The sequence below is a fragment of the Celeribacter sp. SCSIO 80788 genome (genome assembly GCF_051054295.1).
GTDB lineage: Bacteria > Pseudomonadota > Alphaproteobacteria > Rhodobacterales > Rhodobacteraceae > Celeribacter.
The window spans coordinates 2,356,216-2,373,602 of the sequence record NZ_CP150482.1 but is presented as its reverse complement, the minus strand read 5'-3'; the positions used below and the strand labels follow the sequence as shown (position 1 = coordinate 2,373,602).

Sequence of the window (17,387 nt, the reverse complement as noted above, 5' to 3'; positions counted from 1 at the left end):
TAATTCCGTCCGGTGCCTGCCTTGGGCGCTTTGCGCTTAGGTGGGCGGCTTCGGTCGGCGCCAGACTAGGGGCAAGGCTTGCGAGCTTCAAATGTTTTTCCCGTGACCGGCTTTCCCTTGGGCGTCATTCTGCTAAACCATGGCGTGAAATATCAGGATGCATGAGTGCCATGACCGAGACTTTCCGCCTTACCCTTGCCCAGCTCAACCCGACCGTGGGTGCGATCGACGCCAATGCGGAGCAGGTCCGCACCGCTCACGCGGAGGCCAAGGCGGCGGGCGCGGATATGATCGTTTTCCCGGAGCTGTTCCTCATTGGCTATCAGCCGCAGGATCTGGTGATGAAGCCTGCTTTGGTCAATACGGCGATGGCCAAGGCCGAGGAACTGGCCGCTCTGACGGTGGACGGGCCTGCGATTGGCGTCGGCGCACCGTATTTCTACGGCGATGCGCTTTACAACGGCTATTGGATTTTGGCCGGGGGCCGCGTCAAACAGGTGCTGCGCAAACATCACCTGCCGAATTACAAGGTGTTCGACGAGAAACGCCTGTTCGCTTCGGGGCCGTTCGAGGGGCCCTATGCCATTGGCCCGCTGCGCATCGGCTCGCCGATCTGCGAGGATGCGTGGTTCGAGGATGTCGCCGAAGCGCAGGTCGAGAGCGGGGCGGAAATTCTGATCGTGCCCAACGGCTCGCCGTACTACCGCAACAAATTCAACACGCGTCTGACCCATATGGTGTCGCGGGTGATCGAGAATGACGTGCCGCTGGTCTATTTGAACATGGTCGGCGGTCAGGACGATCAGGTGTTCGACGGCGGCTCTTTCGTGATCAACCGTCATGGCAAACCGGCGCATATCCTGCCGGCCTTCGAGACCTGCCTGCGCCATGTCGATTTCGTCAAGGAGGGCGGCAAATGGGTCGCTTCCGAGGGCGAGATCACCCATCAGCCTGACGAATGGGAGCAGGATTATCGCGCCATGGTCGAGAGCCTGCGCGATTATCTTGGTAAAACCGGGTTCAGGAAGGTGGTTCTGGGCCTTTCGGGTGGCATCGACTCGGCGATTGTGGCGACGATTGCCACCGATGCGCTGGGGGCGGAGAACGTGCATTGCGTCATGCTGCCGTCGGAATACACCTCGCAAGGCTCTCTGGACGACGCGAAGGACATCGCGACGCGTCTGGGCTGTCGCTACGACTTTGTGCCGATCTCGCAGGGGCGCGATGCGATCACCGAGACACTTGCACCGATTTTTGGCGATCTGCCGTTCGATACGACCGAGGAGAATATCCAGTCGCGCCTGCGGGGGCTTTTGCTCATGGCGCTGTCGAACAAGTTCGGCTCGATGCTTTTGACCACTGGCAATAAATCCGAAATGGCCGTGGGCTATTGCACGATCTACGGCGATATGAATGGCGGTTATAACCCGATCAAAGATCTCTACAAGACGCGGGTGTTCGAGCAATGCCGCTGGCGCAATGCCAATCATCGCGATTGGATGAAAGGGCCGGAGGGCGAGGTCATCCCCGTTTCGATCATCGACAAACCGCCCTCGGCGGAGCTGCGCCCCGATCAGCGCGATGACGACAGCTTGCCGCCTTATGAGGTGCTGGATGCCATCCTTGAGGGGTTGGTGGACCGGGAAGAAAGCGTGGCCGATCTGGTCGAGGCGGGCTTTGATCGTGCGACGGTCAAACGCGTGGAGCATCTCTTGTACATCTCGGAATACAAGCGTTTCCAATCCGCGCCGGGCACGCGTTTGACGCCGCGCGCCTTCTGGCTCGACCGGCGCTATCCGATCGCAAGCCGGTGGCGCGATCCGAGCTGACGCCATTTCCCTTGCCCAAGACGGGGGAGAGCGTTAGACAGCGCGCTTTCCCCTCTGGAGTGCGCGCCATGGAGCTTACCGTCGGCATCGACTTTGGCACATCGAATTCCGCGCTGGGCCTTGCGGTCAACGGCACGCCTTGGCTTGTCGAGCTGGAACCCGGTGAAAAGACCCTGCCGACGGCGGTGTTTTTCGATCCCAAAGGCAACATGCGGCTTGGTTCGGCGGCCAACAGGGCGCTGATCGACGGCGAGGAAGGCCGCTATATGCGGGCGTTGAAATCCGTTCTCGGCACGCCGCTTCTGCGTGAAGCCCGCCCCATTGGCGGCAAACGCCAGAGTCTTTTGGAGGTCATTGCGCAATTCCTTGCGACGCTGAAACAGCGCACCGAAGATCAGCTGCGCCAGCCGGTTACGGGCGTCGTGTCCGGCCGTCCGGTGCATTTCCACTCGAAAGACCCGGAGCGCGATGCGCAGGCGGAGCGCGATCTGCACGAGGCCTATGAGATGGCGGGGTTCAAGCGTATTCGTTTCATGGCGGAACCTGAGGCGGCGGCGCTGGCCTCGCAGGATCTGAAGCCCGGCGAGATCGGGCTGGTGGTCGATATTGGCGGCGGCACCTCGGATTTCACCCTGTTTCGCAAGGACAAGGGGCAGGTCGAGATCCTTTCCTCGCACGGTATTCGCCTTGGTGGCACGCATTTCGACCGGGCGCTGAGCCTGGCCCATGCCATGCCACTTCTTGGTATGGGATCACAACTCACGCGCACGCTGGGCGAGGGGCTTTTGCCGATGCCGACGCAGATTTTCAACGATCTGGCGAGCTGGCAGAAAATTCCGTTTCTCTACACCCGCGAGACCCTGATGAAAGTGCGGGATCTCGAACGGCACGCGGTCGAGCCGGAGAAGCTCGGGCGGCTGGTCGAGGTGATCGAGGCGGAGCTGGGCCATGACGTGGCCTTCGCGGTCGAGGCGGCGAAGATCGTGGCGAACGGGGGCAAGGCGGCGGAGATCGACCTGTCTTTGTTGGAAAAGGGCCTGTCTGCGGGGCTGACGCCGGAGGCTTTGGCCGAAGATCTTGCCGCGTATCGCGCCGAGCTTGAGGAGGCGATTTCGGAGACGTTGAGCCGTGCGGCCCTGTCACCGGAGGCGGTGGGGGCCGTGGTTTACGTTGGGGGATCGTCGTTGATGCATGTTGTGGAAAAGGCCTGCGAAACCGTGCTGCCCGGCGCGCGCGCGATGCGCGGGGAGGCCTTCACGGCGGTGGTCGACGGTCTGGCTCTGGCCTCCGCCGAGGGCGCGTAACGAGCTTAGAGCGCGACCAGCTCGCAGTCGGGCAAAAGCTGATCGACTTGCGCCTTGTTGCAAAGCTGGGTGCCTGCGGACATGACGGCGGAGGAGGCCGCCGTGGTGCCGAAGCGCAGCGCCTCCTGCATCGTGTCGCCGCGGGTCAACGCAAAGGAAAACGCGCCGACGAAACTGTCGCCCGCGCCGACGGCGGAGACCACCTCTTCGGCGGCAATCGCGCGGGAAGCGTGCCAGCGCCCGTCTTTGTTCACCAAGGTAGAGCCGTCGGCGCCCCGGGCGACGATGACGTTTTCCGCCACACCGCGGGCCACAAGTTCGCTGGCAAAATCGGCGGTGTCCTTGCGGGTCGGCAGCTTGCGCCCCGCAAGGTCTTCGGCCTCGACATCGTCCATGCGCAGCACATAGGGGTTCGCGGGGTTCTTGGTCAGCTCATGCAGCGGCTTGCCGGAAGTGTCGACGAAAAGCTGGACGCCCTTGGCCGCCAGCGCCCGCGACAGGCGCGCGGGGTAATCCATCGGCACGCCCGGCGGTTGCGAGCCGGAGAGTACGACGACACCGCCCAGAGGTGCGGCCTGCACGATGGCGTTGAGAGATTCGTCCACCATCTCGTGATGCCAGTAGGGTCCGGGCATGACGAAGCGATATTGCTTGCCGGTCTGCTGTTCGGTCACGGCGATGGATTGCCTTGTGGCGCCGCCGGTGACGGAAAAGGCGGTGAAGCGCACATGCTCCTCGGCCAGAAGCCGCAGGAGATGCGCGCCGGTTTCGCCGCCGACCGCCGTGAAGGCGGTGCTTTCACCGCCGAGGAATTTGATCGCGCGGGAGACGTTGATGCCGCCGCCGCCCGGGTCGGCCTCCGGGTTGGTGCAGCGCAGTTTTGGACCGGCGCTGACGGCGGGCGTGGCGGTGGAGAGGTCCACCGTCGGGTTCAGTGTAATTGTCAGAATCTGGACCATTTTTGCCAACCGTACTCTATCTGCCCGAAGCCTGTACCCGAGGTTTATGTCAGGGACATGATTCACATGCTTCGCGACCCTAGCCTACCCCGGGTAGCGTTAACAGCCCCGATGGAACGCAGATGGTTCAGGTCCGGCGTCTGGTTTTTGCGCAACACCGGGCCCGAACGCTCAGGCTTTGATCAGCTCTCGATCATGGTTTGATAGCTGGCGGGGACATATTCGAAAACGCTGTCTTGCGCGCGCACATAGCCCAGAGCGGGGAAGGGCATGTGATAGCCGATGAAGGGGACGCGGTCGGCGGCCATCATGTCGAGCAGCTTGCGCCGGGTCTGCGCGGCGGTCGCCTTGTCGGCATCATAGAGCACCTCCCAGTCGGGATGGGCGAGGGAATAGACGTAATGATTGGCGAAATCCGCGCCGAGGATCAGGCGTTTGCCTTCGCTTTCGAGATGAAAGGCCATGTGACCGGGGGTGTGGCCGAAGGCCTCCATGGCGGTGATGCCGGAGGCCACTTCGGAGCCCTCTTCCAGCAGGTCGAACTGGTCCTGAAGCGGGCGAATTTTCGCCTCGAAGCCGTCATTGCCGGACATATCCCAGTAATCCATTTCCACGGAGCCGGTGGAATAGGCGGCATTGGCGAAGACCGGGGCCTCGGCATAAATCCCGCCGATGTGGTCGCCATGCATATGGGTGATCACCACGCGGTCGACCTGATCGGGCGTGTAACCGGCGGCGGCCAGCGCCGCGACGATGCCGTCCGGCGCAAGACCGGTGTCGAACAGGATCAGGTCTGAGCCGGTGTTCACGAGCGTCGGCGTGAAAAAGAATTGCGCGGCTTCGGGCGGGATGAAATTCGCCTCGGAGGCGGCGGCAAATTCCTCGTCTGTGGCGTTGAGGCCAAAGATCGTATGCGGATCGGGGACGGTGCGGGTGCCTGCGAGAAGCGTGGTCACTTCGAACGCGCCCAGTTTAAAGCGGCGATAGGGGGCAAAACCTGCCCCCATCATCGGGGCTTCGGCACGGGCGGCAAAGGGCAGGCTGGCCGCGACGGGCAGGCTTGCGGCACCGAGCAAGAGGTGACGGCGGGACAGCTGAGGGCTGGTCAGGTGAGAAGTCTTCATTTGTGCGTCCTCCGAGTTTGGAATTGAATTCGGAAAGAGTAGCACAGACCGGGAGCGGGCGAATGACATTTGCGTCAGGTGACGCGGGTCAGTCGTATTCCCACCATTTATCAATCGTGGCAATGTCCTCGTCCGACCAGCCGAAATGATGCGCCAGCTCATGCACAGTGACATGGGCCACCATCTGCGACAGGGTCACATTGCCCCGCGCGCACCATTCATCGAGGATCGGGCGGCGGAACAGCCAGATCGTGTCCGGTGACATCGGCTGATCCATCGTGGATTTCTCGGTCATCGGGATGCCGGTATAAAGCCCGGTCAGTTCGAACGGGTCTTCGATGCCGATCTCGGCCAGCAAATCCTCGGGCGCGAAATCCATCACGGTCAAGGCCACATTCGAAGCGAGCACTTTGAACGCCGGGGGCAGATCGGCCATGGTCGCCCGCGCAATGTCCTCGATCAGATCGAGATCGGGCGCGGTGGCGTCGGGCAGGGGGGATGTCATCGCGGCGGTCTCCATTCGAATTTCCGTGATTTCCTGTGTCAGACTGTACCCGATATGGACTCTTGAGGCGTGATATGAAAGAGGGAGCGCAACAGGAGACAGAAAATGATCGTCACACGTTTCGCGCCCTCTCCCACGGGCTTTATCCATATCGGCAACCTGCGCTCGGCGCTGTTCAACTATCTGCTGACGCGGAAAGCGGGCGGGCAGTTCATCCTGCGTCTCGACGATACGGATCAGGTGCGCTCGACGCAGGAATATGCCGATGGCGTGCTCGAAGATCTCGAATGGCTGGGCTTTACCTGGGACCGGTTCGAGAAACAGTCCGAGCGTCTGGACCGTTACGAGGAAGCGGCGCAGGAGCTGCGGGACAAGGGCCGGTTCTACGAGGCGTTCGAGACGCCGACGGAACTGGACCTGAAGCGCAAGAAGCAGCTCAACATGGGCAAGCCGCCGGTTTATGACCGGGCCGCTTTGGCGCTGTCGGACGCGGAAAAAGACGCGCTGCGCGCCGAGCGTGGCGATGGGGTGTGGCGGTTCAAGCTGGATCAGAAGCGGATCGACTGGGAAGACGGCATCTTGGGGCCGATCTCCATCGATGCCGCGTCCGTGTCTGACCCGGTGCTGATCCGGGCCGATGGTCAGTTCCTCTATACGCTCGCCTCTGTCTGCGATGACATCGACTTCGGTGTGACCAACATCGTGCGCGGTGCGGACCACGTCACCAACACGGCGACGCAGATCCAGATCATCGAAGCACTTGGCGGCACCGTGCCGTCCTTTGCGCACCACTCGCTTTTGACCGGCCCGCATGGCGAGGCCTTGTCGAAACGTCTGGGGACGCTCAGCTTGCGCGATCTGCGCGAACAAGGCGTTGAGCCGATGGCGCTTTTGTCGCTGATGGCGCGGCTTGGGTCGAGCCAGCCGGTCGAGCTTCGGACCTCGATGGAAGAGCTGATCGAAGGCTTCGATCTGTCGCAATTCGGCGCGGCGCCGACCAAATTCGACAGTCAGGATCTCTTTGCCCTGACGTCTCAGATCAACCACGCGAAACCCTTCGCGGAGGTGGCTGAGGATGTGGCCGCGCTTGGCGTGCCTGCCGAGATCGCTGAGCCGTTCTGGACTGTTGTGCGCGAAAACATCACCGTGAAGTCCGATATGGCCGGGTGGTGGGAGTTGTTCCGCGATGGCGCGACGCCGATGATCGCCGATGAGGACAAGGAGTTTATCGCCGAAGCCTTCACCATGCTGCCGGAGCCGCCCTATACGGCCGAGAGCTGGAAAGACTGGACGACGGCGGTGAAAGAGGCGACGGGGCGCAAGGGCAAGGGGCTCTTCATGCCGCTGCGCAAGGCTGTCACTGGCATGGAGCATGGGCCGGATATGTCCAATGTCCTGCCGTTGATGCAAAAAAAGCCGACGCTTTAAGCGCATCTGTTCAAATTCAAACGCAAAACCGCCGCCGGATCGCCCGCGCGGCGGTTTTTTCATCTTCTGTTTCCGATAGGAAACTTTCTCGCTTGCCCCGAATCCAGAGCTCGCATAACGTCGCCACAACATCGTGCGTCGGGAGAAGGGGCCTACCCCTACCGAAGGAGCAACCGCCCCGGGAAACTCTCAGGTAAACGGACCTTCGCGCGGTCAACACTCTGGAGAGAGGGGTATTTTGCCTCCGCCGAAGGGATAACGATCTCAGGCACCAAGACAGAGGGGGCATCCGCAGGGACACCTGTGTCACGATGCCGAGTTGCGTCGGCGAGATGCAAAGGGACGCTATGACCGATCTGACGACTGATCTGAACCGCACGCCGCTTTATGAGTTTCATGTCGCGCTTGGCGCCAAGATGGTGCCGTTTGCGGGTTATGAGATGCCGGTGCAATACCCGCTGGGCGTGATGAAGGAACATCTGCACACGCGCGCGGCCGCCGGGCTGTTCGACGTGTCGCATATGGGGCAGGTGATGCTCACCTCGCCCGAGGGGTTCGAGGCGCTGGCTCTGGCGCTGGAAAGCATTGTTCCTGTCGATGTTTTGGGGCTGAAACCGGCGCGGCAACGCTATGGGGTTTTTACCGATGAGACCGGCGGCATTCTCGACGATCTGATGATTTCGAACACAGGCGACGGGCTTTTCCTCGTGGTCAATGCCGCTTGCAAGGCGGAAGACATCGCACATCTCAACGCCACGCTGCCGGATCATGTGACGGTCACGGAAATCACCGACCGCGCGCTTTTGGCGCTGCAAGGGCCGGCGGCGGAGGCGGCTTTGGCGCGTCTGGTGCCGCAGGTGGCGGAGCTGAAATTCATGGACAGCGTGCGGATCACCGTCGGTGCCGTCGAATGGTGGATTTCGCGCTCGGGCTATACAGGCGAGGACGGGTTTGAGATTTCCGTTCCTGCGGATCTGGCCGTGAAGATTGCCGAGACACTCGTGGCGATGGAAGAGGTCGAGCCCATCGGGCTTGGCGCGCGCGACAGTTTGCGGCTGGAAGCGGGGCTCTGCCTTTACGGTCATGACATCGACACCACCACCTCTCCTGTGGAGGGCAATATTGCCTGGGCCATGCAGAAGGTGCGCCGCTCTGGTGGCGCGCGGGCGGGCGGTTTCCCCGGTGCTGCGCGTATTCTGAATGAGTTGGACAGTGGTGCCACGCGCAAACGTGTCGGGCTTTTGCCGCAGGGCCGCGCGCCGATGCGCGAGGGCACGCCGCTTTTCGCCAGTGCCGAGAGCACCGACCAGATCGGGGTGATCACCTCCGGCGGGTTTGGTCCCTCGGTCGAGGGGCCTGTCGCCATGGGCTACCTGCCCTCTGCCTATTCCATGGACGGCACCGAAGTTTTCGCCGAACTGCGCGGCAAACGTCTGCCCGTGACGGTTGCGCCGATGCCGTTCCGCACCTCTACTTACAAACGTTGATCACTTAAGGGACCGTATACACATGGCCGCTGATATCAAATTCACCGAAGAACACGAATGGCTCCGCGTCGAGGACGATCTGATCGTTGTCGGCATCACCGAACATGCCGCCGAGCAACTGGGCGACGTGGTGTTCGTCGAACTGCCGGAAGAGGGCACCACCGTGTCGAAGGACGACGAGGTTGTGGTGATCGAAAGCGTGAAAGCCGCCTCCGACATCTTGGCGCCGCTGGATGGCGAGATCGTTGAGGTGAACTCGCCGCTCGCGGACGATCCGGGCAAGGTGGGCGAGGACCCGATGGGCGATGCGTGGTTCTTCAAGATGAAGATCGAGGACATGTCCGCACTCGACGACTTTATGTCGGAAGCGGAATACAAAGACTTTATCGGCTGAGGAACGCAGATCGTGGCCTATACCCCGTCGACCTATAACCCCTATGATTTCGCCAACCGCCGTCACATCGGCCCCTCTCCAGCGGAGATGGAAGAGATGCTGAAGGTGATCGGCGCGCGTTCGCTCGATGCGTTGATCGACGAAACCGTGCCGATGGCGATCCGCCAGATGAGCCCGCTCGACTGGGCGCCGATGACCGAGCATGAGGTCTTGGGCCATATCCGCAAGGTGGCCAAGAAGAACCTCGTGATGACTTCGCTCATCGGGCAGGGGTTTTACGGCACGGCCACGCCGCCCGCGATCCAGCGCAATATCTTGGAAAATCCGGCTTGGTACACGGCCTATACGCCCTACCAGCCGGAGATCGCGCAGGGGCGTCTGGAGGCTTTGTTGAACTTTCAGACCATGGTGTCGGACCTCACGGGGCTTCCGGTCGCCAACGCCTCTTTGCTGGATGAAGCCACCGCCTGCGCCGAGGCGATGACCATGGCACAGCGCGTGTCGAAATCAAAAATGGGTGCATTTTTTGTGGATGAAAACTGCCATCCGCAAAATATCGCCGTGATTGAGACGCGCGCGGCCCCTTTGGGGATCGAGATCATCAAGGGCAAGCCGGAGGATTTGAAGCCGGGCAAAGTGTTTGGTGCGATCTTCCAATATCCGGGCACCTTCGGCGAGGTCACGGACTTCACCGACCAGATTGCCGCGCTGCATGAGGCGAAAGCCATCGCGATCCTTGCGACCGATCTCATGGCGCTGACGATGCTCAAGGAGCCGGTCGCGATGGACGCCGATATTGCTGTCGGCTCGGCGCAGCGCTTTGGCGTGCCGATGGGGTTTGGAGGTCCGCATGCCGCGTTCATGTCCTGCAAAGACGAGATGAAACGCTCCATGCCGGGGCGGATTGTCGGCGTTTCCGTCGATGCGAGCGGCAACCGTGCTTATCGCTTGTCGCTCCAGACCCGCGAACAACATATCCGCCGCGAAAAGGCCACGTCGAACGTTTGTACGGCGCAGGCGTTGCTCGCCGTCATGGCGTCGTTCTACGCCGTGTTCCATGGCCCTGCCGGGCTGCGCGCCATTGGCGAACAGATCCATGCGAAAGCCGTGAAACTCGCCGAAGGGCTCAAGGCCGAGGGCTTCAAGGTCGCCCCCGCCGCCTTCTATGACACGATCACGGTCGAGGTCGGCGCGATGCAGGGTGTCATCCTGCGCTCTGCCGTGGCCGAAGGCCTGAACCTGCGCAAAGTGGGTAAGGATCGCATTGCCATCGCTATGGACGAGATGGCCGATGACGAGGTGATCGCCAAGGTCTGGCGCGCCTTCGGGCATGAGGCGAAGGTGCCGAAAGGCTTTCCGGGGCTTGGCTTTCCGGAGGCGCTTCTCCGTAAAACCGCCTATCTCGAACATCCGATTTTCGGCATGAACCGCGCCGAGGGCGAGATGATGCGCTATATGCGCCGCCTTGCCGACCGCGATCTGGCATTGGACCGCGCGATGATCCCGCTTGGGTCTTGCACGATGAAGCTGAACGCTGCCGTTGAGATGATGCCGATCACATGGCCGGAGTTCAACGCGATCCACCCCTACGCGCCGGAGGACCAGTCCGAGGGCTATCGCTTCATGATCGACGATCTCTCCGCGAAGCTGTGCGAGATCACCGGTTATGACGCCATGTCGATGCAGCCGAACTCCGGCGCGCAGGGGGAATATGCCGGGCTTTTGACCATTCAGGCCTATCACCGCGCGAACGGGCAGGGCGGGCGCAACATTTGCCTCATTCCGATGTCCGCCCATGGCACCAACCCGGCCTCTGCGCAGATGGTCGGCCTCAAGGTTGTGGTGGTGAAAACGGCCGAGAACGGTGACATTGATCTGGACGATTTCCGGGTCAAGGCCGAAGCGGCAGGGGACAAGCTCGCCGCCTGTATGATCACCTATCCTTCGACTCACGGCGTGTTCGAGGAGACGGTGAAGGATGTGTGCCGGATCACGCATGAATATGGTGGTCAGGTCTATCTCGATGGCGCGAACCTCAATGCTTTGGTGGGGCTCGCGAAACCGGGTGAGATCGGCTCCGACGTGTCGCATCTCAACCTGCACAAGACCTTTTGCATCCCGCACGGTGGCGGTGGTCCCGGCATGGGGCCGATCGGGGTCAAGGCGCACCTTGCTCGTTTCCTGCCGGGCGCGCCGGACGGCTCGGGCGAGATGGGGCCGGTGTCGGGGGCGAATTTCGGCTCTGCGTCCATCCTGCCGATCTCTTGGGCTTACTGTATGCTCATGGGCGGGCAGGGGATCACGCAGGCGACGAAAGTGGCGATCCTCAATGCCAATTATATCGCCGCGCGCCTCGATGCGGCCTTCCCGGTGCTCTACAAAGGCAAACAGGGGCGTGTGGCGCATGAGTGCATCGTCGATCCGCGTGGGTTTGAAAAGACCACGGGTGTCACGGTGGACGACATTGCCAAGCGGTTGATCGACAGCGGTTTCCATGCGCCGACCATGTCTTTCCCGGTGCCCGGCACGCTGATGATCGAACCGACGGAGAGCGAGACTAAAGCGGAACTGGACCGGTTCTGTGAGGCGATGCTGTCGATCCGTCATGAGATCGAACAGATCGAAGAGGGCGAGTTGCCGCAGGACAACAACCCGCTCAAACACGCGCCGCATACGGTGAACGATCTGGTTGCAGACTGGGATCGGCCCTATCCGCGCGAGCAGGGCTGTTTCCCGCCGGGCGCGTTTCGTGTCGATAAATACTGGCCGCCGGTCGGTCGGGTCGATAACGCCTATGGCGACCGCAACCTGATCTGCCTCTGCCCGCCGCCCGAAAGCTATATCGAAGCGGCGGAATGATCAGCGCGTCTTGGGCCGCAGGTCGTCTTCGGAAAACGAGATGCCCTGCGGCGCAAGCCATGCGTTGAACCGCGCGATTTTCTCGTCCATCGAGCAGGTATTGGTTTGCCGCGCCATCTCCTCGGCGTAGGCTTCGCGCAGGCGGGCCTGCTCGGCGGGGGCGATGTCTCGGAAAGGTGTCATTTTGGCCTCTTGAACCGGGTTCCGTCAGGGTACATATATTCTTTAACATGAATATGAAAAGGAGGCAGGCCATGGCCGCCATTCTTGACAAGACCGATGTGAAACTGGCCTGTCCGACTTGTGGTCAGGTCAACCGTGTACCTGTGGCGAAACTTTCGGCCGGGCCGAAATGCGGCACCTGTGGTGAGCCTCTGATGTCCGGCAAAGTGTCGGAGCTGGATCCGAAGACGCTGAATGCGCTGTCGAAAAAGGACGATCTTCCGGTGATCGTCGATTTCTGGGCGCCGTGGTGCGGTCCGTGCCGTATGATGGCGCCGGAGTTCGCAAAAGCCGCCGAGGCGCTGAAAGGCAAGGCGCGCTTCGCTAAGATCAACACCGAGGAGCACCCGACCGTCTCGATGAAAAACGGCATCCGCGGCATTCCGGCGCTGATCCTCTATCAGGGTGGCAAGGAAGTGGCCCGCATCGCTGGGGCGCGCCCGGCCCGCGATATTGTCGCTTTCGTGGAACAAAATGGCAAATTGCCCGCCTGAGCTTTCCACGCCGGGGTGCTTGACATCCCGGCGCAAAAAGTTCAAATCATCGGCGCAAGTGGGGTCGTAGCTCAGTTGGGAGAGCGCGTCGTTCGCAATGACGAGGTCGTCGGTTCGATCCCGATCGACTCCACCAAATTCCCCAAATTGTCATTGGACCATAAGAGTGCATTTTTGGAGCATAAACGTGCATCTCAGTGTCAAGAAAATTCTGAGACACAACATATAGTAGCTGTTTCGCAGGTCCAACACAGACACGCTCCGTTTTCAGCCCTCTCTGAAAGGCCTCTGATGTCCGAAAATCGCTATGGCGTGCTCTCTGGAGTGCGAAGTGCTGAAGATCGGCAGCTCGCGATTGCACGGCTTGCATCTGAAGGTATTCCGACGGACCGGATTTTTAGGGCCGACCCAGAAGAGCCAAATGCACCGCCCGTCTGGCTCTACTCCATGAGCGCGAATTCGGAACTGATCGCTCCGTCTCTGAACGACCTAAATCTTTCAACACAAGGCATCGCCGCCACGGTCGAGGCAGCGCGGGAGTTGGGCATTCATATCCGCTGCCTTGATGAGGCATTCGACAGCCGAAACGATTGGCAGTCTCAAATCAACACTCTGCTGAGCGCTCTTAATCGCCTCGACCGCAAAGGCTTCTCCGACCGCACCAAGATCGCACTGCAAGGGGCTAAAGCCCGAAGTCAGCGCTTGGGGCGCAAACCGAGCATGACAGACCTGCGAAAAGCCGTCGCCATTCAAATGATCGAGGCAGGGTACAAAGGGACAAAGATATGGAAAACCCTCGCGGTTCGTGAAGGCCCGCCGATCAGTCAGTCAGCCTATTACCTCTGGCAGAAAACATGGCTGGCTGAGAGGAAGTGATCAGATGCTTCTCTCTACACCTATTTCCGCAATTGTAACTGAGGATTGGTGGGAAGGCAGTTTATCCCATTCGCTCATTACAGCGGTTTCTCCAGATATAAGCAGCGGGGCATCTTTTCCTCAAAGCGTCTCAAACACTTCAATGGGGCGGACTCCATTCCTGAGGTAGAACTGCCGAGTGCTATCATATCTGGGATGCTGTGTGGAGTGAGAAGCAAGTGTCTTTATGGTCAAGATGAACGCCGCGGAGGTTTTCGCAAACCCCTCGGCTGCTTGCAAAAGATGCGTTCCGGCACCGGAGCCGTGTTTCTGTTTTCCGACGGCAATCAGTAGGATTTCAGCTGCATGCGCCGTATTCGGCTTTACGGATACGATTCCGTCTACGCGTTTCTCTGAGTTCAGAGCGAACATAAGAAAATCATTTTGCCGCTGCGGCGCTTTCGGCAATCGCGATCTCTTCGGTGAACCAATCTCTGAGACCGGTCATGATCTCTTGGCATCGACGTCTTTGCCAGTTTCAGTTTTCTTTATGAAGGATGTCATCGGTTGAACTCCAGTCTGCATGGGGGCTGGGAGGCAACCGGGTGTTTGAGGCAAAAGTTCGTGGAAAGTGTCGCCGGACCATAGGCCCGGCGACATATGGAGCGAAAGGGTCAGAATTCCCGCGTCAGTTCGAGGGAGATCACGCGGCCTTCGCCTTTGGAGCAGCCATAGCTGTCATAGCAGAAGCTGTAGTAATCCTTGTCGAAGAGATTGGTGACCCCGAGATCGACCGTGTAATCAGACATCTCATAGCTGACGGTCAGATCGGCCAGCGTGTAGCCATCGGTCGTGCGGGCGTTGCTTTGGGTCGCGTAATACGAGGACACATAGCGCAGACCGCCGCCGATTTTCAGGCCGGGGGCAAACTGGGCGGCATCGTAATCCAGCCAGAGCGAGGCCTGATGATTGGGTGCAAAGGAGTTTTCGTTCCCGATCAGGGAGCTGTCGGTGGATTTGGTGACCTCGGTCTCCAGATAGGTGTAGCTGAAGACACCTTGCAGCGTATCGGTCAGGCGGCCGCGGGCCTCAAGCTCGATCCCCTGCGATTTAACCTCGCCCGACTGTTTGAAGCTCGACCATGTCGTATCGGTCGTGTCGTATTCCTTCACGTTTGTCTTGCGGAGGTCGAACAGGGCGGCGCTCAGCATCAGATCGGCCGAGGGAGCGTAGCGCAGGCCAACTTCCCATTGTGTGCTTTCGGAGGGATCGAGCACGTCGCCGTCGATCGTCGTGCCGACGTTCTGGGTGAAGCCTTCAGTATAGCTGATATAGGGTGTCAGGCCGTTGGCGAATTCATGGGTCAGGCCGATCATACCGGTGGTCGCGGAATTGTCCTGACTGTCTGACGTGTCGTTCAGAAGATCTTCGGTCTCGGTGTCAAACCAGCTGTGACGCAGGCCGGCAGTCACTTTGGTGCCCTGACCGAAGTCGAGGTGATCCTGAAGGTAGACGCCTTTTTCGACATAGGTGGTTTTCGTTCTGGACGAGAGACCGGGATCGGTCACCGCGAAATCCAGCGAGGGATCGTCATAGGAGACGGTGTAGAGCGTGTAGTCGAGATATTGCGTCACGTTGTAATGTGAGTGCTGGTAATCGGCGCCCACAGTGAGCGTGTTGAGCGCGTTCCCGAGGGGGCTTGTCCATTCGAAATTGTTGTCCAGCCCGATGGTCTCGGCTTCTTCTTCGTCAATGAAGGCGTAGTAGGTCAGACCATCTTCGGTGGCGCCGTAGAAATCGAGGCTGTGATAATCCGTGGTCTGATGCGCGTAACGCATGCGCTGGTTGAACACGAGATCGGCGTTGAAATTATGGGTGAATTCCCAGCCGATCGACTGCTGTTCGGTTTCGAATTTGTTATAGGCGGATTGTTCATAGGCGAAATCGTCGGAGATGCTGCCCCAGCTGTCGTCGATGTCCTCACCATTGATCGGCACGATAATCAACGGCGTCAGGCTGTCGCGCTGAATATGTGCCAGAAGGGTCAGCGAGGTATCGTCGCTCGGTGCCCAGGTGATGCCCGCCGACAGGAAGCTGCGGTCGTTTTCGGAGTCTTCGACTTCGGTTTCCCCGTCACGCACCTTGCCGGTGATCCGCGCGGCGAGCGTGCCCTCTTCATTGAGCGTGTTCGACCAGTCGAACCCGACAGAGGCGTTGCCGTTGCTGTCATAGCTCAGCGTGGTTTCCGCCAGCGGCTCGAAGACCGGGCGTTTGGTCACCAGATTGACCATGCCCCCTGCGTCGTTCGAGCCGTAAAGCACACCGGCCGGTCCGCGCAGCACGTCGATCCGCTCGATCATATAGGGGTCCACGGTGAAGGCGGAAAAGCTCAGTGCTTTTTGCGACAGCCCGTCGCGATAAAGCGCATAGGGCCCCATGTCGAAGCCGCGGATTGAGAATTGATCGTAACGGTCATCCATGCCCCAGGGCGAGGGCAGCACACCGGCGACATAGGCGATGCTGTCTTCGATCTGACGCGGGGCGCGGTCTTCCAACTCGGTCGAGGTGACCACGGTGATGGACTGCGGCACATCGGCCAGCGCCACTCCGGATTTGACCCCGGTTTCGGTGGCTGGCGCGAGATAGCCTTCAATTTCACCTGAATATTGCAGTTTGTTCTGAACGATGATCGGCATCAGTTCGGTCACATCCTGATTGTCCTGCGCCTGAGCGGACGGGGGGGTGAGCATCAGACCGATGAGAGCGGTCTGGCAAAGCAAAGCGCGTTTGGCCGACACCCGCGGCGCAAATGGCAGAAAGAAGGAAGTCATGGAAAAGTCCCCGGAGCTGTGTGACTTGGAGTTGCCTAGGAGCGCCTGGGTGAGGGCAACCTACTTATATCTCGGGAGGTGTCAATCTTGTGATGAGCCCGTGACCGCGCGGGACAGACGCGGGGCAATGCGGGCGGCGACCCAGGGGATTGACAGGGGCGATTGAAAACTCAGGGCTCCCATTTCTTCCTCATCGGCCCAAACGGATCGTTTCTCCTGCCTCAGCCTGCTTTTCTGATAGAGCGGCAGAGCTTCGATCATCTGACGCCCGTCGTCCTCCGTCAGCCAGACCGTCACATCCCGATCGAAAATATCGAGCCGCTCCAGACTGACAGAGAAACTGCCGGCCTCTGTCACCATGTTGTCGAATTCGGGGGGAATCGTCAGTCCCAGATCTGCCAGCATCCGGTTCGCCCCATCGCCTGCGCCATAACCGACAAGCTCGGTGCCAGAGACATAGGCCACAGTTGCCTCACGCCCCGCCAACCGGGAATAAGTCGTTGCCAGATCGTTCAAAACGCCCTCGACATGCGCAATCACCTCCTCGCCGCGTGCGACGCGGCCAGTCGCGGCGGCGATCAGGCGCATCTCTTCCTGCCAGGGCGCGGTCCAGTTCGCATAGCCTTCAGGTGGACCAAGCACCGGCGCGATTTTCGACAGGGTCGCATAGCTCTCCGCATCGAGGGGCGCAAAGGTGGCGACGATCAGATCAGGCTTTTGCTGCCAGACCCATTCGAAATCGATCTCGAAGCCGCGCTGCACTTCCGGTTCGGCTCCAAGAGCCGCGCGCGCGGGCTCGGCCCAGGACCACGTCGCATAGGGTCGCCCGCCGAACCATTCATGCACGCCCACCGGGGCGATGCCGAGCGCATAGAGGAAATCCTGTTCGTGATAGCCGACCGACACAACCCGCTCCGGCGGGGCCTCAAGCGTGATCGTGCCATAGGCATGGCTGAGCGTCACCGGCTCTGCTTCTGCGGCGGGCGCAACGGACAGGGAAATGAGGGATATGAGAGCAAGCAAACCGATAAGCCAAAACGAACGCATGACAGCCTCCTGAGATGTGTGAGGCCTGGCGACGGGCTTGGCGTCACAG

The 17,387-nt window shown here is 60.4% G+C and carries 15 protein-coding genes, 1 tRNA gene and 1 riboswitch; of the genes, 9 read left to right on the top strand and 7 right to left on the bottom strand.

Annotation, left to right across the window (positions count from 1 at the left end):
• Positions 1-170: 170 nt before the first annotated feature.
• Entirely contained in the window at positions 171-1,829 is a 1,659-nt protein-coding gene (locus V1471_RS11905; protein WP_434289005.1) for an NAD+ synthase, read from the top strand.
• A gap of 68 nt (positions 1,830-1,897) precedes the next feature.
• Positions 1,898-3,133, top strand: a complete 1,236-nt coding sequence (locus V1471_RS11900; protein WP_434289004.1) for an Hsp70 family protein — start codon at positions 1,898-1,900, stop codon at positions 3,131-3,133.
• Positions 3,134-3,138: 5 nt separating this feature from the next.
• On the opposite strand, the gene V1471_RS11895 is transcribed toward V1471_RS11900, so the two are convergent.
• The 3 genes from V1471_RS11895 to V1471_RS11885 all read right to left on the bottom strand — a co-directional run bounded on the left by V1471_RS11895 (position 3,139) and on the right by V1471_RS11885 (position 5,721).
• Positions 3,139-4,092, bottom strand: a complete 954-nt coding sequence (locus tag V1471_RS11895; protein ID WP_434289002.1) for a 1-phosphofructokinase family hexose kinase — start codon at positions 4,090-4,092, stop codon at positions 3,139-3,141.
• A 182-nt stretch (positions 4,093-4,274) separates the two neighbouring features.
• Complete coding sequence (locus tag V1471_RS11890; protein WP_434289000.1) at positions 4,275-5,216, bottom strand: MBL fold metallo-hydrolase; 942 nt, start codon at positions 5,214-5,216, stop codon at positions 4,275-4,277.
• 88 nt (positions 5,217-5,304) lie between these two features.
• On the bottom strand, positions 5,305-5,721 hold the full coding sequence (locus V1471_RS11885; protein ID WP_434288998.1) for a metallopeptidase family protein: 417 nt from the start codon (positions 5,719-5,721) through the stop codon (positions 5,305-5,307).
• 105 nt (positions 5,722-5,826) lie between these two features.
• Between V1471_RS11885 and gltX the strand changes: the two genes are divergently transcribed.
• The 4 genes from gltX to gcvP all read left to right on the top strand — a co-directional run bounded on the left by gltX (position 5,827) and on the right by gcvP (position 11,889).
• Positions 5,827-7,149 (top strand): glutamate--tRNA ligase, encoded by a 1,323-nt coding sequence (gene gltX / locus V1471_RS11880; RefSeq protein WP_434288997.1) that lies wholly within the window; start codon positions 5,827-5,829, stop codon positions 7,147-7,149.
• A 129-nt stretch (positions 7,150-7,278) separates the two neighbouring features.
• Positions 7,279-7,364, top strand: a riboswitch (glycine riboswitch).
• 132 nt (positions 7,365-7,496) lie between these two features.
• Positions 7,497-8,636, top strand: coding sequence for a glycine cleavage system aminomethyltransferase GcvT (gcvT, locus tag V1471_RS11875; protein WP_434288996.1), 1,140 nt, complete (start codon positions 7,497-7,499; stop codon positions 8,634-8,636).
• A 22-nt stretch (positions 8,637-8,658) separates the two neighbouring features.
• Entirely contained in the window at positions 8,659-9,030 is a 372-nt protein-coding gene (gene gcvH / locus V1471_RS11870) for a glycine cleavage system protein GcvH (RefSeq protein ID WP_434288994.1), read from the top strand.
• Positions 9,031-9,042: 12 nt separating this feature from the next.
• The gene (gene gcvP / locus V1471_RS11865; RefSeq protein WP_434288993.1) at positions 9,043-11,889 is read left to right on the top strand and encodes an aminomethyl-transferring glycine dehydrogenase; all 2,847 of its coding nucleotides are present in this window, start codon (positions 9,043-9,045) and stop codon (positions 11,887-11,889) included.
• Here gcvP and V1471_RS11860 read toward each other — a convergent pair whose 3' ends face one another.
• Positions 11,890-12,072: a hypothetical protein gene (locus V1471_RS11860; RefSeq protein WP_434288991.1), complete on the bottom strand. Its 183-nt coding sequence runs from the start codon at positions 12,070-12,072 to the stop codon at positions 11,890-11,892.
• Between the two features lie 71 nt (positions 12,073-12,143).
• Here V1471_RS11860 and trxC point away from each other — a divergent pair, with 71 nt between their 5' ends.
• From trxC to V1471_RS11845, 3 genes are all read left to right on the top strand, one after another.
• A complete protein-coding gene (gene trxC / locus V1471_RS11855; RefSeq protein WP_434288989.1) occupies positions 12,144-12,605 on the top strand; it encodes a thioredoxin TrxC in 462 nt (153 codons plus the stop codon).
• 60 nt (positions 12,606-12,665) lie between these two features.
• Positions 12,666-12,741, top strand: a tRNA-Ala gene (locus tag V1471_RS11850).
• A gap of 155 nt (positions 12,742-12,896) precedes the next feature.
• Positions 12,897-13,481: a recombinase family protein gene (locus tag V1471_RS11845; RefSeq protein WP_434288987.1), complete on the top strand. Its 585-nt coding sequence runs from the start codon at positions 12,897-12,899 to the stop codon at positions 13,479-13,481.
• A 120-nt stretch (positions 13,482-13,601) separates the two neighbouring features.
• Here V1471_RS11845 and V1471_RS11840 read toward each other — a convergent pair whose 3' ends face one another.
• From V1471_RS11840 to V1471_RS11830, 3 genes are all read right to left on the bottom strand, one after another.
• Positions 13,602-13,892, bottom strand: a complete 291-nt coding sequence (locus tag V1471_RS11840; protein WP_434290928.1) for a GNAT family N-acetyltransferase — start codon at positions 13,890-13,892, stop codon at positions 13,602-13,604.
• 242 nt (positions 13,893-14,134) lie between these two features.
• Positions 14,135-16,291 (bottom strand): TonB-dependent siderophore receptor, encoded by a 2,157-nt coding sequence (locus tag V1471_RS11835; RefSeq protein ID WP_434288985.1) that lies wholly within the window; start codon positions 16,289-16,291, stop codon positions 14,135-14,137.
• An 81-nt stretch (positions 16,292-16,372) separates the two neighbouring features.
• The gene (locus tag V1471_RS11830) at positions 16,373-17,338 is read right to left on the bottom strand and encodes an ABC transporter substrate-binding protein (RefSeq protein WP_434288983.1); all 966 of its coding nucleotides are present in this window, start codon (positions 17,336-17,338) and stop codon (positions 16,373-16,375) included.
• Between the last annotated feature and the right edge of the window lie 49 nt (positions 17,339-17,387).